The sequence below is a fragment of the Dyadobacter diqingensis genome (assembly GCF_024220585.1).
Classification (GTDB): domain Bacteria; phylum Bacteroidota; class Bacteroidia; order Cytophagales; family Spirosomataceae; genus Dyadobacter; species Dyadobacter diqingensis.
On the sequence record NZ_JAMXKF010000002.1, the window covers coordinates 411473 to 425056 of the forward strand.

Consider the following 13584-nt stretch of genomic DNA (forward strand, 5'->3'; position numbering starts at 1 on the left):
ATTGTTTCAGGAATTATAAGTTAGTAGTAGCCGTCTAAAACTCCTCGGTGATCTTTTTTAGTGTAAATAACCCAAATGAATCAGGTCTTCCGCAACCGGTTTTTCAGTGATTTTTATCCGGTATTTATCTTTAAAAGCCGGCGACAGAATTTCATTGACAGGATAAATATCATCCACGTCGATGCCATACTTATCATCCACATGGGAAGGTGCGCCTTTAAATCCGGTGTGTTTGTAAAATGCAGTCTCCTTTGAAACCTTAATGGCCTCACCCTGACTTTTAGCTACCACCAGCATTTTGTAATGAAATTCGTCAAATTCTCCTTCCTTGTAACCACCCAGATTAATAAAAAACAAGCCTTCCTCAGTTTCCTTCGCTGGTTCTGCCCTCTCCACGATTTCAATGTGATAACCACCGACAGACGTTACTTCCCGGAATACGTCAACATGAATTTGCCCCTTTGCCTCAGGCCAGCTTGCGATCAGCTGCGGAACGATATCTTTCAGTGAACTGCCTATTCCGAAAAAGATGTCATGCTGTTCGGTGAATCGTCCCGGTGGACGGCAGCCAAGCAAAACCATAAATAATTTTTGTGTATCCATTTTTGTCATTTCCGGAAAAGATTGAACGAAGTCCCGCCTGGTTTAATTCTTTTTTAACAGCTAAATATAGTCAGGCAAAAAGCGATTATACTATATTTGTAGCGCAAAGGAAATGGTGTCTTCCTATTTGAACCGCCCTGAAAAGCTGATGGCGCCTGGTAATTTTTAATGAAAATCATTATCTGCCAGGATCATTATGTCTGTACCAAATCAAGAAATGTCGCCAATCCACACAAAAAAAAGCCCTCTCTTTTTATTCAATCAGAAATTTCCATCATCCCGGTACGTCATCAAATGGCTATTTCTTTGCGGTGTTCTGGCTATTTGTGTGGGCTCTGCCTCTGCCTTTTTTCTGATATCCCTTCAATGGGCCACCGAACTGCGGGAATCGCAACCATGGCTTATTGCGCTGCTGCCTGTTGCAGGTTTGTTAATCGGCTTACTTTATTATCATTTTGGCAAAGAAGTTGAAGCAGGGAATAATCTGTTGATTGATACGATACACAATCCAAAAGAATTTATCCGGTTTCGTATGGCTCCTTTCGTCCTGATCGGAACCATCACCACGCATGTCTTCGGAGGGTCTGCCGGGCGTGAAGGAACTGCTTTACAAATGGCCGGTGCTATCGGCGAACAGTTTTCCCGGCTTTTCAAATTAAATGTGAATGACCGAAAAATACTCCTGATCTCCGCGGTCAGCGCGGGTTTTGGCTCTGTTTTCGGTACACCGCTCGCGGGCGCTGTTTTCGGGCTTGAAGTTTTTTTGATCGGAAGGTTACGTTACGATGCCATTTTCCCGGCGTTCATGTCCGCTATTCTGGCCAGTCTGGTTACTGACGCCTGGGATGTGGCGCACACGCATTACCACATTTCACTGATACCCAAAGTTTCGCTTCTCTCCATTTTATACAGCATTGCGGCGGCTATTGCATTTGGTATTACCGCAGCTGTTTTCAGTAAGGCCATGGCAATCTGTTCCGGTTTTTTCAAATCGGTTATCCGTTATGCTCCGCTACGGCCTTTTGCAGGCGGCATAATGGTTGCGCTGGGTGTTTGGCTGATCGGCACGACAAAATATATAGGTCTGGGAATTCCCACCATTTTGTTATCCTTTGACCAAAACCTCCCGCCCTACGATTTTTTGCTGAAAATTATTTTTACCGTCATCACCCTGAGTGCAGGATTTAAAGGCGGCGAAGTAACGCCCCTGTTTTTTATCGGCGCGACACTCGGAAACGCCCTTTCCTTTATCATACCGCTCCCCGTTGGACTGTTGGCCGGAATGGGTTTTGTAGCGGTTTTTGCAGGCGCCACCAACACCCCATTGGCCTGTACACTCATGGCCATAGAACTGTTTGGAGCCGAATGTGGCGTCTATGCTGCCATTGCCTGTGTGATCGCTTATCTGTTTTCAGGCAACAACAGCATTTACCACGCCCAGGTTATCGGCGAGCCTAAAAACCTGGTTTTTAAAGATTACTCAGGCAAAAAGATAAAAGACCTCTAATGATGGGCCACCAGTCTTTTCCACTCCGGATGCCGCTCTAAATAAGACAGCACATAGGAACAACGCGGAACAATTTGCCTGCCCTGCGCCTCCAGATATTCCAGCGTTTTTGTAACCATCGCCGAAGCCACGCCCTTCCCTTCCAGCTCGGGAGCCACTTCGGTATGAATCAAATAAACGAGCTCATACTTAATCACATAGTCAATAAAAGAGCGATAACCATCGACCACAAATTCAAAATTGTGCAGCTCCTTGTTATCCACCAACTCAACATCTTCGTATTTCATCACTTGTGTTATTTCTATTAATATCCGGCCGAATTTATAATATCGGTGTCCGAAAAACAACCGCAGCCGAATCTTCTGACCAGATAAAACTGCACCAGAAATTCTTCTCCCTGTTGTGTATTTTGTAAATACCTGAAATACATTCAATTACCAATGTGGAGAGAAATATTGAGTGTTTTTTTCCACAACTTCCACCGATTCCGCGCTTAAAACCAGGATTTGAGCCCTAATACCGGGAAAAACTGATCAAAATAGTGCTGGCACTTAAATTTAATAAAACTCACTATACATTTAATCATCAAACTAACTTACTACCACCATGGGAAATCTTCTTTATACAATAGCCGTTATTCTGGTCATTTTGTGGCTTATCGGTTATTTTGGCTTTGCCAGCTTCGGAATGGGCAACATCATTCACATACTTCTGGTCATTGCTATTGTTGCAGTAATTCTTAGGGTGATACGTGGAGACAGAGTGGTCTAAAAATACTTCATCAATAAATACAGGCTCAGAATCCTAACCGGTTCTGAGCCTTTTTGTAAAACAGCCTTGCCCATGCCTGGCACAATTGTTACCTGAAATAGCATAAGCCTCAGGTTTTACTAAATCATCAGCAACTATGGAAAATTCAGAAGAAATAAATATCCCGGATACCGTTACCGCCGTGTTTATGACCCGGGACGGTGCGGAAAGAGCTTACGACGAATTGATTTACAGGGGATACAAGGCCGAAGAAATTACGGTTTTATTATCAAACGAAACCAGAGATTTGCACTTTAACGATAACCGTCCCACGGACCTGACAACCAAAACCCTTGAAAATGCCGGGTTAGGCTCTGCTATCGGCGGAACTGTCGGCGCCATCACGGGTGCCATTGCGGCCATCGGCACAGCCGTGGTTATTCCTGGTCTTGGTATTGCAGTCGCCGGCCCCATTCTTGCCTCCCTCACGGGAGCTGGTGCGGGAGGGTTAACAGGAGGAGTAATCGGCGCGCTCGTCGGTTTAGGCGTTCCCAAAAATCATGCGGATCATTACGACAAAAGCCTGAAAGATGGTGGAATCATCATCGGTTTCAAACCCAAAACAGTCGAAGACCGTATCGATATCATTACGGCCTGGAATCATTCAGGAGGAACACAAATCCACGAAGACTAGGTATTTAATCGTCTTTTTTGCTAACTTAAAGCCGGTATATTCTCAGGAATATCCACCGGCTTTTTAAGTTCGGTATGATAATTTTAAAATAACCCCCAATAAAAAGACTTAATTCACGACATGGCGGAATATATAAAATGCAGACACGAAAATGGATTTTTTCTGTTCGATACAATCGAAAAGTATCAGGAGAATGTTGCAGATGAAATCCTTGATGAGTTTGTAAAACAGGATCTGGAAGCTATTATTTACAAAACCGCTGGCGACCACCAGTTTCAGGTAACAGGCAGAATAAAAGAAGATTATGTCAAGCTTATTCTCAATGAGGAGAGCGACGACCCTGTCATTTTGAAAATGAATAAGATTAAAAAAATTCTTGAACATAAAATCCAGGAAGTGGTATTCAATAATATGGATTGAAAACAACCACTCCTATCATGCCATGACACACGAAAAGATATTTAAAAGGAAAAACGGCGATCTGGTCAAGGTATCGGTCTGGTTGTACGTTCATCTCAACAAGTCAAACTGGGGTTATTCCATTTTCATCAAGGAAAAAGACTCAGCCAAGTGGATAGACCCTTTCAGTGATACAGAATATATCGCCAGGGTGATCAAACCCCGGTTTTTGAATGGGCTGGTCCACGACACATTTGATAACTATATCTCAAAAAAAGAAATATTGCAGGCCAAACTGGAACTTTGGGAAATTATCAAACCAATCTGAGCCGGCCGATTTTAAAGAATATCTTTTAACGATTTCCAGACAGTCTCTGCAACAATTTTATGTCCTTCTACCGTTGGATGAATACCGTCCGGGAGGTTTAATTTGGGCTCGCCTCCGACATTGAGAAGCAGAAACGGGATCAGCGTTACATTATTTTTTGCAGCAAGGTCCGGATAAACATTTTTAAAATCGGTAATATAGGTTTTACCCATGCTCGGCGGCATCTGCATACCGGCCAGAACAAGCTTCGCATCAGGATATTTTGCCTTCACCTTATCCAAAATCGATTGCAGGTTTTTTTTCGTTTCAGCCACCGGAATGCCTCTAAGCCCATCGTTTCCACCCAGTTCCAAAACAAACACATCCACCGGCTGCTTCAAAATCCAGTCCACACGGCTATTGCCACCTGCGGACGTTTCGCCACTGACACCGGCATTAACAACCTTATAGTCAAGCCCGAGTGAATCAATTCTTTTTTGCGTCAAACCAGCGAAACCCTGCGTCGGGTCATCCAGCCCATAGGCAGCAGTGAGGCTGTTACCAAAGAAAAGAATGGTTTTCGTTTTCTTCTTTGGAGCTTGTTTTTCCGTCGCCGCGGATTCAGCCTGATCTGGCTCAGTTTTTTTATTTCCGTTACACGCCGCGATCAAAATAACCAGCGCAAGCAGTCGTGTGTATGAAAAAAATAATCTCATGTCGTGAAAATGATTTTGGATTCTGTGCTGACGATTTATTGAAAATACAATTTTATAGTCTTTCATTTTGTAAATGCCCATCATCAACATGTAAAAATATAATATTAATGGTTTATATTTCCTGTTAGGTAACAAACCTGACAGATTATAGTTGCCAGGCGCACGTGTGACCATCTGATCCCAAAAGGATAAACCCAGGAACCTTTACAACGAAAAAGTTAAATGAATACGATACTTAATCTTCAGGAAGTTAGTAAAATATACCAAAGCGGAGATCGCGCATTAACTGTACTTGACAAGATCAGTTTTACCGTGGAAGCCGGCTCCACCATGTCGATTGTAGGGCCGTCGGGTAGCGGCAAAACGACACTGCTTGGTTTGTGCGCAGGCCTGGACAGATCCACGTCAGGGCTGGTTGAATTGCATGAAACCCGTCTGGACGGACTCAGCGAGGATCAGCTGGCATCGGTACGTAACAAATACGTCGGCTTCATTTTTCAGAATTTTCAGCTGATGCCTACACTTACTGCCTTGGAAAACGTGATGGTCCCTCTGGAACTTCGCGGCGAAAAAAATATCCGTCCGCGCGCGTTGGACCTGCTTGATAAAGTCGGGCTGGCCGACCGTGGGCATCACTACCCTACCCAGCTTAGCGGTGGCGAACAGCAGCGTGTTTCTCTTGCACGTGCGTTTTCCAATAAACCCCAGATTCTGTTCGCCGATGAACCTACGGGTAATCTCGATGCAGAAACGAGCGAAAAAGTAGTCAAACTTCTTTTTGATCTTAACAAAGAAGCGGGTACAACGCTGGTTGTTGTCACCCACGACCTCGAACTCGCTGCAAAAACACAAAGAATCATAAAAATAAAGGGAGGAAAAATCATCTCTGATACTGATACCAAATGATCTCATCAGAAAATTCTTTTGACAATAACAAAGAAGGTTTAAATTTCTCCTGGCTCCTGCAAATGGCCTGGCGGGATAGTCGTCGGAACCGTTCACGACTACTGCTTTTTGTGTCATCCATTGTACTGGGTATTGCGGCGCTGGTCGCCATTTATTCTCTGGGCGACAACCTGCGCGAGAACATCGACAGCCAGGCAGCCACACTACTCGGTGCAGACCTTCAGATATCCGGCAACCGGCCGGTTACGGGAAAAGCAAAACAGCTCATCGCCTCCCTCGGAACAGAGCGTTCCGAAGAAAGAAGTTTTGCATCCATGATATTATTCCCCAAAAATGGCGGAAACCGACTGGCTCAGGTCAAAGCCCTGGAAGGAAATTTCCCCTTTTACGGGTCTCTCGAAACGATACCTGCTGATGCCGGCACAACTTTCCGTAAAGGGAAACAGGCCGTGGTTGACCAAACACTGATGCTGCAATACGAAGCCAAAGTAGGAGATTCGATCAAGGTCGGGGAAGTGACCTTTGCCATTGCCGGGATTTTGTTAAAAGCACCCGGACAAACCGGGATCACGGCTGCTGTCGCGCCGTCTGTGTATATCCCCATGGCATATCTTGACCAAACGGGGTTAATGCAAAAGGGCAGTCGGGTAGCGTATCGTCATTACATCAGATTTAAACCTAAAACCGATGTTGAAAAACTGGTAAAAACCATCGAGCCAAAACTCGACGCCGCTGACCTGGACTCCAAAACAGTTCAAAGCCAGAAGGAAGACACCGGAAGATCTTTCAAAGACCTCACACAGTTTCTTGCACTGGTCGGTTTTATCGCACTGTTACTGGGCTGTATCGGCGTGGCAAGCGCCGTTCACATCTACATCCGTGAAAAGCTTAATTCCATTGCGATATTACGCTGCCTGGGCGTAAAGGGTTATCAGGCTTTCCTCATTTATCTGATCCAGATTGCCGGAATTGGCCTCTTCGGTTCAATTTTAGGCGCCGCGCTGGGAAGTGTCATTCAGCAGTTTTTACCTTTTGTCGTAAAAGATTTTCTTCCCTTTGAGCTGACAACCGGAATTTCCTGGCCAGCCATCGGTCAGGGCATAGGTATAGGGCTTGTTATTTCGATCCTCTTTGCCATGCCACCGTTGGTGGGCATTAGAAAAATCTCACCGCTAAATGTGCTGCGTAATACCGGTGATGACGTAAAACTTGAAAGGGATCCCGTTACCTGGCTGGTTTATGTGTTGATTCTTGCATTTATTTTCGGCTTCTCATTTCTACAAACCAAAAACTGGATGCAGGCACTTTCCTTCACAGGAGGGATTTTGGCATCATTTATCGTGCTGACTGGCATGGCCGTGTTATTAATGTGGCTCGTCCGCCGGTTTTTCCCTTCCTCATGGAGTTATTTGTGGCGTCAGGGGTTGGCTAATTTATTCAGGCCCAATAACCAGACCATTATTTTAATTGTTTCCATCGGACTCGGTACGCTGTTTATCTGTACGCTGTTTTTCACACAAACCATCCTGTTAAACCGCGTCAAACGTTCGTCCAGTGGAAATAAGCCCAACATTGTCTTATTCGATATCCAGTCAAGCCAGAAAAATGACATCATGGCTCTTGCAAAACAGCAGGGTTTGCCCGTGAATGAAACCGTACCGATTGTTAATATGCGACTGGAATCCGTTAACGGCAGGAATGGCGCCGAAGCAAAAAGTGATACCTCCAAAGAGCAGTCCAGACGCATCTTCGGTCGGGAGTACCGCGTTACTTTCCGCGATTCCCTGACTGCTTCTGAAAAACTGGTACAAGGCAAATGGACAGGCACGTACACGGACCAGTCTGTGCTGATCCCCGTCTCCATTGAAGAGGGTTTTGCCAAAAGAAACCACATCTCACTTGGTGATACCCTGCTTTTCAACGTACAGGGGGCCATGATGCAAACCGTCATCGGCAGTATGCGTGAAGTTAACTGGGCTGAGGTACAGACAAATTTTCTGGTGGTATTTCCCAAAGGCGTTCTGGAAGATGCACCGCAATTTCATGTGATCTTAACCCATGTCCCATCCCCGCAGGTTTCGGCCAGGTTTCAGCAGGCACTCGTACAACGATTCCCTAACGTCTCCATTATTGACCTCGCGCTGATACTGAAAGTAATTGATGATCTTTTCAATAAAATCGGTTTTGTGATCCGGTTTATGGCGGGATTCAGTATCCTGACGGGCCTTGTTGTTTTAATTTCCTCCGTTCTGATCAGCAAATATCAGCGTTTACAGGAAAGTGTATTGCTCAGGACGTTGGGCGCTAGCAGAAAGCAGATTTTTGTTATTACAGCACTTGAATATTTTTTCCTCGGTGCAATGGCTTCACTGACCGGCATTATTCTGGCACTCGCCAGCAGCTGGGCGCTTGCTACCTATACTTTTGAAACAGAATTCAAACCTGAATTACTACCAGTGCTGGTATTGTTCCTGCTGGTTTCGGGATTGACGGTAATAATCGGATTAATCAATAGCCGGGGAATACTTTCAAAATCGCCTCTCGAAGTGTTGAGACAGGATGTATAATCGGAAGTTAATTTTCCCGATCGGTGTTGTGGATGCCCAAAAGAGCGTCCTGGCTAATACCAAGATAAGAAGCGATATGTTCTAACGGAACCCGCTCTATGACCTGAGGCTGGATACTGCGCATGTAATCGTAACGTTCGCGCGCGGTGTCCAGTTTAAACAATTTAGCCTGCTCTTCCTGCCTTTCCAAAACGCCTTCCATCAGCGTTCTGCCCATGGAGTCAATCTCCGCCGACTTACTGAAAAGCGCATACAACTTGTCCTTATCAAAGATAATGGCCTCAAGATCTTCCTCGGCCTGAATCACATACTCTGATCCCTGCTCCTGCTTAAGGCTGCGGATATTGGTTGCCAGTTCGTTTTCAAAATAGAAGTTGGTGTTTATCTCCTGTCCTTCGTGATTATAAACAGCACGGCAATAGCCTTTGCTTATAAAAAAAATGGAAGTACAGACTTCTCCTAACTTCAAAAGTGCTTCGCCTTTTTTGTAATGCCGGGTTGTCAGGACCTTGATCAGGGCTTGCCAGCTTTTTTCGGGCAGACCGGTATGATGGTATATATAAGTGTAGAGATTTTCCAATTTTCGGAGATTTAAGTAAAAATCCAACTTATATTCTAATAAAACACGTGAAGTCCATTAAAAAAATGTGACCGCACACACAATAATCCTATTTTACAATTAATTATAAAATTTATTAAGTTTTTTAATTAAAGCAAGAAAATTCTACACTCATTTTAATTTTCTCTATTTCAGGCCAAAATCAGCCACCGAATTCAGGTATTAATCCAACTTTCAGGCAACTATTTCGAAAACCAAGGGAACAATTGTTTTACGATAAAGCAATGATATACCTGTCGGATCGGAACGTAATTTCTTCCCGTTCTTTCAACAACACTAAGCACCAGGCTGAGGTCATCAGCCGGTTAATCTGTAAGCATATGATTTCAGAAAAACTCAGTCTCGCAGGCAAAACTGCCGTCATCACCGGTTCGAGCCAGGGTATCGGTGAAGCCATCGCATTAACTTTCGCAGAATTTGGGGCGTCCATTGTGCTACATTACAACAGCGGGAAACAAAAAGCGGATCAGGTCAGGAAGAAGGTTAGTAAGCTCAAAGCGGAGGTCCATATTGTTCAGGCAGATTTTTCCAAACCAAACGGTGTAAAATCATTTCACGAAAAGGTGCTTAAAAAGGTCACCCGGGTAGATATCTTGGTAATCAACGCATCCGTCCAGATTGCAAAAAACTGGGATAAACTTACCAGCGACGAGTTTGACGAACAGATCCAGGCTAATTTCAAATCCACCCTGTTTCTGATGCAAAGTTTTGCCCCGGCTATGGAAAAACAGCAATGGGGAAGGATTTTAACCATTGGCAGTGTCCAGCAGGTCAAACCTCACCCGGAAATGATCGCCTATGCGGCAACAAAATCTGCCGTTTTAAATCTCGTCCAGAATATTGCTATGCAGCTGGCCGACAAAGGTATTACCGTTAACAACCTTGCCCCCGGGGTCATTGCCACCCCCAGGATAGACGAACCCGTACCCAAAGCTGATGATAGAATTCTACAAAGAATGCAAACACCTGTAGGAGAAATTGGTCAACCCGAAGACTGCGCCGGTATGGCACTTTTCATTTGTTCCGACGCGGGCAAGTTTATTACGGGTCAAAATATATTCGTTGACGGAGGAATGAGTCTGTAATTGTATTTTTTGGTGCCAAACAATTTTACTCAAAGTTATCAATCTGAAAATCAGGCATAACGTTTGAATGCTGAATAGGTAGTAAAAACTAATCTTCAAACTTTAAACGATTGAATGAAATGGCAAAGTATTCAGAAAAGGCCAGTGAAAAAGTAGAACAAGCCGTTCATGAACAAAAAGAAGGCAAACTTAAAACCGGCTCAGGAAAAAAAGTAACGTCTAAAAAACAAGCTGTCGCGATAGGTTTATCCGAGGCGCGAAAAGCCGGAGCGAAAGTTCCGAAGAAAAAAGACTGACCCGCTACCGGAACCTGTTTTGAAAGGTCTCAGCTTACATCCCGCATATAAAACTTCAACAGCATCCGAAATACTTCAAAAACCACATTTAAACTAAAAACCTAAAAATCAAAACATTATGGACAGTATAAATCAACAACAACCCGAGAAAAATCATGAAGATCTTCTCGGACAGAGAGCCGGAGAAAAAATCAGGGAGCTGGTAAAAAATGCAGATAATACCTGTTTTTTCTGCACGGAGATCACAACCGGAGAGCCTTTGAAAGTGAGACCGATGTCTGTACAGAAGATCGACGAAACGGGTAATCTCTGGTTTTTAAGTGCTGACGACAGTCACAAAAACGCTGACATAAGCGCTGATTCCAATGTTCACCTGCTTTTTCAGGGTTCGGCCTATTCAGATTTTCTGAGCATTTATGGCACCGCGTCCATAACCAAAGACAAACAGGTGATCAAAGAATTATGGGAGCCACTTTTAAAAGCCTGGTTTACGGAAGGTATTGATGATCCACGCATTACGGCGATCAGGGTCGAGCCGCAAAATGGTTATTACTGGGACAACAAACATGGCAATGCTGTCGCATTTGCGAAAACGGTCGTCGGAGCAATATTGGGCAAAACGCTGGACGATTCCATTGAAGGAAAACTGGTTAACCCTTAGTTCCGAAAACGTCAAATGCTATTTATCGATCAGGGTCTGAACGGTCTCCCAACCATTCAGACCCTGATCGATAAATCAAACAACGGTAAAACCATCGTCATCAGTCACCTGTCAATCGTCAAACCGTCATCAGTCAATCGTCAACCGTCAAACCCACTATTTCACTAACACCACATCCGCAGTCCTGGACTCCGGAATCACTTTTAAGCTCAATACCTGACCGTCTTTTACGATCCCTTCTACCGTCGTATTGTAAGGTGCATGGAGCTTGAATTTTGCATTCCAGTTTTTGGGCCAGGCTGGCAGCAGATAAATCTTTTTGTCATGCACCTGCATAATCATTTCCTGCAAACCCGACATGGCCGAACCACCCCAGTTATGATCCGGCGTCCAGTCGAAACCCGGTCCCCAGAAAGTCGGAAAACGATGTCTTGAATCTTTAAATTTTTCTTTGGTCAAATCGGCAGCCTCATCCACGAGACCGAGCCGTGCTGCAAAAATACTATACTGCCGCCAGCCAACATGACTTCTGAATTTCACAGCATGCGGATCCAGTTTATAAGTATTAACGGCCACATCCAGGTCCGGTTTTCCTACCCCGTAAATGCCCCAGGGGAAAACGGGATAAAGCTGCGGCGTTTCCGAATTTTGAACTCTTGCCCAGGCCACCGCGGGAGCGAGTGTCTTTTTTCCGTCAAACTGCTGAAAAGGTATCGGCGGGATTCGTGTCAGCATCACAGCCCATCGGTCTTTTTGCTGTTGGCTAAGATATGGATCCGGAAGGGCAAGCATCCGTTCTAAAATCACCTTCAAAGCCGAAATAACGGTCGTGGAGTTATAGGTCATTTTAAAGGTTTCCGCTGCGGTGCTTGGATAAAAAATATAATGACCGTTTTCATCAAACGCCTTCGTTCCCAGTTTTAATGCAATTTGCTGGTAGTGTTCGTCATAAAAAGTGAGACAGCTTTCGATAAAGGGAATGTACGGCTTGATGTCACGCCCTTCATAACGCTCCGTTTCAAGCATCATCAGACAGAATTCAAAAACGGTTTCCCAGAGATATTCCAGCCATGGATTGTATTCCATTCCCGCGTCATAACCAGCCGGTCTCTTCGTGATATATTCTGAAATATTGGGCAGGCCAAAATTTTCGATCTGTTCGGTAAAGGATGCACCTCCGTGGTTCCAGTATATTCTGCTCCTTAGCTCCGCGTTGTGCTGTGCGTTCAGATAAAAGTCAAACTGTGATTTGAGCATGTCGAAATCACCTGCTTTTATCATCGGGAAGTAAACAAGCCGCTGATTTTGCGCCGTCATCGCTCCCCCGCCCCATAACCTGAAATCGGGTGAATAGCTGTAATTTTTATCAACGTATTCCGGGTCAAAAGTAAACAGCCCCCCATTGAATTTGGTCGGCCATTTTCCATAGGCATTACATCCCAGCTGGTACCGGAACAATTGATAATTTCTGGAAACGGTGCTATCCTGACCATCAATGAAAATATAACTGCGGTTCCAGAAATCCTTCCACCATTGCCTGGTCCTCGACAAAGCCGTTTTCTCAGTCACTTTGGCCTGCTTCATGATTGATGCCAGACCGCTTTTCCAGTTATCCAGCGTGACAGACTGACTTACATGCAAACCAATTTCCAGCGTATGTGTCCGGGCAGCTTTAACACTTTCCAGTTTCCACGACTTAAAATCTGTACTCGCATAACGCCCCTGATCATTCCCGGCAACTTTCAGATTACTACCGCGTATCATACCTCCGAAAGTATTGTTTTTTACCGGATCAAACATTTCGTTTTTCACAGACCCCATGCCTTCCATGCGCACCGTGTAATCAAAAATATTTTCTTTTTCCGCACTGTTACGATGGTAAAAAACAATTTGATTATCCTGAAAGCCGGTCTCATCCTTCAACGTTTTCACCTCAAATGGTTGTTTGTGACGATAAGAATTTGCACGAAACTCAGTGCCCGTTAACAGATGGTCCTGATACCGCCACGATTCGTAGGAGGCAGTCAATTTCTCCGCTTTTTTACTTTTTATCTCCACATGCACCACCGGACTAAAAACATCTACCCACAGATTGAGCTCTGTACCGCCCCCGGTAATTCTCACGCCACCTTCGGACAACCTCAGCTCCTGGCGAAAATCAGTTCCGGCAAATGGATTGGAAGATAATTTCAGCCGCATTCTCCCCAGTTTAAGCATCTGGTTATTCTCATCAAAAGTGCCGCTCCGAGAAAGATAAAATAATACATCTCCGTTTTCCACCCACACATTCAATCCGATATCACCACCTCCGCAAGGCATGGATTCAGATGAATTTTTACTCTGTGTAGTCCAAACAACATTGTAGTTATCAAGTTCTTTTGGTTGCGCAAAGAGTGTGTGGGTATAAATTAAAAAGCAAAAAAGTATAAATAGTTGTTTCATAGGATCATCAAGCCTTTGCCAGATTAATTAAT

General features: G+C 44.5%; 15 protein-coding genes and 1 riboswitch. Of the genes, 10 read left to right on the forward strand and 5 right to left on the reverse strand.

What is annotated here, in order from left to right; all coding sequences use genetic code 11:
- Window positions 1-57: 57 nt before the first annotated feature.
- Complete coding sequence (locus M1L62_RS07355; protein WP_254412385.1) at window positions 58-612, reverse strand: DUF1543 domain-containing protein; 555 nt, start codon at window positions 610-612, stop codon at window positions 58-60.
- A gap of 90 nt (window positions 613-702) precedes the next feature.
- A riboswitch (Fluoride riboswitch) is annotated at window positions 703-768 on the forward strand.
- A 52-nt stretch (window positions 769-820) separates the two neighbouring features.
- Between M1L62_RS07355 and M1L62_RS07360 the strand changes: the two genes are divergently transcribed.
- A complete protein-coding gene (locus M1L62_RS07360; protein ID WP_254412386.1) occupies window positions 821-2110 on the forward strand; it encodes a voltage-gated chloride channel family protein in 1290 nt (429 codons plus the stop codon).
- On the opposite strand, the gene M1L62_RS07365 is transcribed toward M1L62_RS07360, so the two are convergent.
- Window positions 2107-2397 carry a GNAT family N-acetyltransferase gene (locus M1L62_RS07365; protein ID WP_254412387.1) on the reverse strand — a complete coding sequence of 97 codons (291 nt, stop codon included), beginning with the start codon at window positions 2395-2397 and terminating at the stop codon, window positions 2107-2109. The two genes, M1L62_RS07360 and M1L62_RS07365, sit on opposite strands and share 4 nt — an antisense overlap.
- 319 nt (window positions 2398-2716) lie before the next feature.
- On the opposite strand from M1L62_RS07365, the gene M1L62_RS07370 reads away from it, so the two are divergent.
- The 4 genes from M1L62_RS07370 to M1L62_RS07385 all read left to right on the forward strand — a co-directional run bounded on the left by M1L62_RS07370 (window position 2717) and on the right by M1L62_RS07385 (window position 4281).
- Window positions 2717-2881, forward strand: coding sequence for a lmo0937 family membrane protein (locus tag M1L62_RS07370; protein WP_137339943.1), 165 nt, complete (start codon window positions 2717-2719; stop codon window positions 2879-2881).
- A 136-nt stretch (window positions 2882-3017) separates the two neighbouring features.
- Window positions 3018-3554 carry a hypothetical protein gene (locus tag M1L62_RS07375; protein ID WP_254412388.1) on the forward strand — a complete coding sequence of 179 codons (537 nt, stop codon included), beginning with the start codon at window positions 3018-3020 and terminating at the stop codon, window positions 3552-3554.
- A gap of 120 nt (window positions 3555-3674) precedes the next feature.
- The gene (locus tag M1L62_RS07380) at window positions 3675-3974 is read left to right on the forward strand and encodes a hypothetical protein (RefSeq protein WP_254412389.1); all 300 of its coding nucleotides are present in this window, start codon (window positions 3675-3677) and stop codon (window positions 3972-3974) included.
- A 22-nt stretch (window positions 3975-3996) separates the two neighbouring features.
- Window positions 3997-4281: a hypothetical protein gene (locus M1L62_RS07385; protein WP_254412390.1), complete on the forward strand. Its 285-nt coding sequence runs from the start codon at window positions 3997-3999 to the stop codon at window positions 4279-4281.
- Between the two features lie 11 nt (window positions 4282-4292).
- Here the strand turns inward: M1L62_RS07385 and M1L62_RS07390 are convergent, their stop codons facing one another.
- The gene (locus M1L62_RS07390; RefSeq protein ID WP_254412391.1) at window positions 4293-4976 is read right to left on the reverse strand and encodes an arylesterase; all 684 of its coding nucleotides are present in this window, start codon (window positions 4974-4976) and stop codon (window positions 4293-4295) included.
- A gap of 222 nt (window positions 4977-5198) precedes the next feature.
- On the opposite strand from M1L62_RS07390, the gene M1L62_RS07395 reads away from it, so the two are divergent.
- Both M1L62_RS07395 and M1L62_RS07400 read left to right on the forward strand, forming a co-directional pair.
- Window positions 5199-5882 (forward strand): ABC transporter ATP-binding protein, encoded by a 684-nt coding sequence (locus M1L62_RS07395; RefSeq protein ID WP_254412392.1) that lies wholly within the window; start codon window positions 5199-5201, stop codon window positions 5880-5882.
- On the forward strand, window positions 5879-8449 hold the full coding sequence (locus M1L62_RS07400; protein WP_254412393.1) for an ABC transporter permease: 2571 nt from the start codon (window positions 5879-5881) through the stop codon (window positions 8447-8449). Before M1L62_RS07395 ends, M1L62_RS07400 begins: the two co-directional genes overlap by 4 nt.
- Before the next feature lie 7 nt (window positions 8450-8456).
- Here the strand turns inward: M1L62_RS07400 and M1L62_RS07405 are convergent, their stop codons facing one another.
- A complete protein-coding gene (locus tag M1L62_RS07405; protein WP_254412394.1) occupies window positions 8457-9029 on the reverse strand; it encodes a Crp/Fnr family transcriptional regulator in 573 nt (190 codons plus the stop codon).
- Window positions 9030-9388: 359 nt separating this feature from the next.
- Here M1L62_RS07405 and M1L62_RS07410 point away from each other — a divergent pair, with 359 nt between their 5' ends.
- The 3 genes from M1L62_RS07410 to M1L62_RS07420 all read left to right on the forward strand — a co-directional run bounded on the left by M1L62_RS07410 (window position 9389) and on the right by M1L62_RS07420 (window position 11110).
- Window positions 9389-10153, forward strand: a complete 765-nt coding sequence (locus M1L62_RS07410; protein WP_254412395.1) for an SDR family NAD(P)-dependent oxidoreductase — start codon at window positions 9389-9391, stop codon at window positions 10151-10153.
- 119 nt (window positions 10154-10272) lie between these two features.
- Window positions 10273-10449 carry a DUF6496 domain-containing protein gene (locus tag M1L62_RS07415; RefSeq protein ID WP_254412396.1) on the forward strand — a complete coding sequence of 59 codons (177 nt, stop codon included), beginning with the start codon at window positions 10273-10275 and terminating at the stop codon, window positions 10447-10449.
- A gap of 118 nt (window positions 10450-10567) precedes the next feature.
- Window positions 10568-11110: a pyridoxamine 5'-phosphate oxidase family protein gene (locus M1L62_RS07420; protein ID WP_254412397.1), complete on the forward strand. Its 543-nt coding sequence runs from the start codon at window positions 10568-10570 to the stop codon at window positions 11108-11110.
- Between the two features lie 156 nt (window positions 11111-11266).
- Here the strand turns inward: M1L62_RS07420 and M1L62_RS07425 are convergent, their stop codons facing one another.
- Complete coding sequence (locus M1L62_RS07425; RefSeq protein WP_254412398.1) at window positions 11267-13552, reverse strand: DUF5703 domain-containing protein; 2286 nt, start codon at window positions 13550-13552, stop codon at window positions 11267-11269.
- Window positions 13553-13584: the final 32 nt, after the last annotated feature.

Coding starts and splice junctions, on each gene's coding strand:
- M1L62_RS07355 (WP_254412385.1), bottom strand. CDS start 612: ATGACAAAAATGGATACACAAAAATTATTTATGGTTTTGCTTGGCTGC.
- M1L62_RS07360 (WP_254412386.1), top strand. CDS start 821: ATGTCGCCAATCCACACAAAAAAAAGCCCTCTCTTTTTATTCAATCAG.
- M1L62_RS07365 (WP_254412387.1), bottom strand. CDS start 2,397: ATGAAATACGAAGATGTTGAGTTGGTGGATAACAAGGAGCTGCACAAT.
- M1L62_RS07370 (WP_137339943.1), top strand. CDS start 2,717: ATGGGAAATCTTCTTTATACAATAGCCGTTATTCTGGTCATTTTGTGG.
- M1L62_RS07375 (WP_254412388.1), top strand. CDS start 3,018: ATGGAAAATTCAGAAGAAATAAATATCCCGGATACCGTTACCGCCGTG.
- M1L62_RS07380 (WP_254412389.1), top strand. CDS start 3,675: ATGGCGGAATATATAAAATGCAGACACGAAAATGGATTTTTTCTGTTC.
- M1L62_RS07385 (WP_254412390.1), top strand. CDS start 3,997: ATGACACACGAAAAGATATTTAAAAGGAAAAACGGCGATCTGGTCAAG.
- M1L62_RS07390 (WP_254412391.1), bottom strand. CDS start 4,976: ATGAGATTATTTTTTTCATACACACGACTGCTTGCGCTGGTTATTTTG.
- M1L62_RS07395 (WP_254412392.1), top strand. CDS start 5,199: ATGAATACGATACTTAATCTTCAGGAAGTTAGTAAAATATACCAAAGC.
- M1L62_RS07400 (WP_254412393.1), top strand. CDS start 5,879: ATGATCTCATCAGAAAATTCTTTTGACAATAACAAAGAAGGTTTAAAT.
- M1L62_RS07410 (WP_254412395.1), top strand. CDS start 9,389: ATGATTTCAGAAAAACTCAGTCTCGCAGGCAAAACTGCCGTCATCACC.
- M1L62_RS07415 (WP_254412396.1), top strand. CDS start 10,273: ATGGCAAAGTATTCAGAAAAGGCCAGTGAAAAAGTAGAACAAGCCGTT.
- M1L62_RS07420 (WP_254412397.1), top strand. CDS start 10,568: ATGGACAGTATAAATCAACAACAACCCGAGAAAAATCATGAAGATCTT.
- M1L62_RS07425 (WP_254412398.1), bottom strand. CDS start 13,552: ATGAAACAACTATTTATACTTTTTTGCTTTTTAATTTATACCCACACA.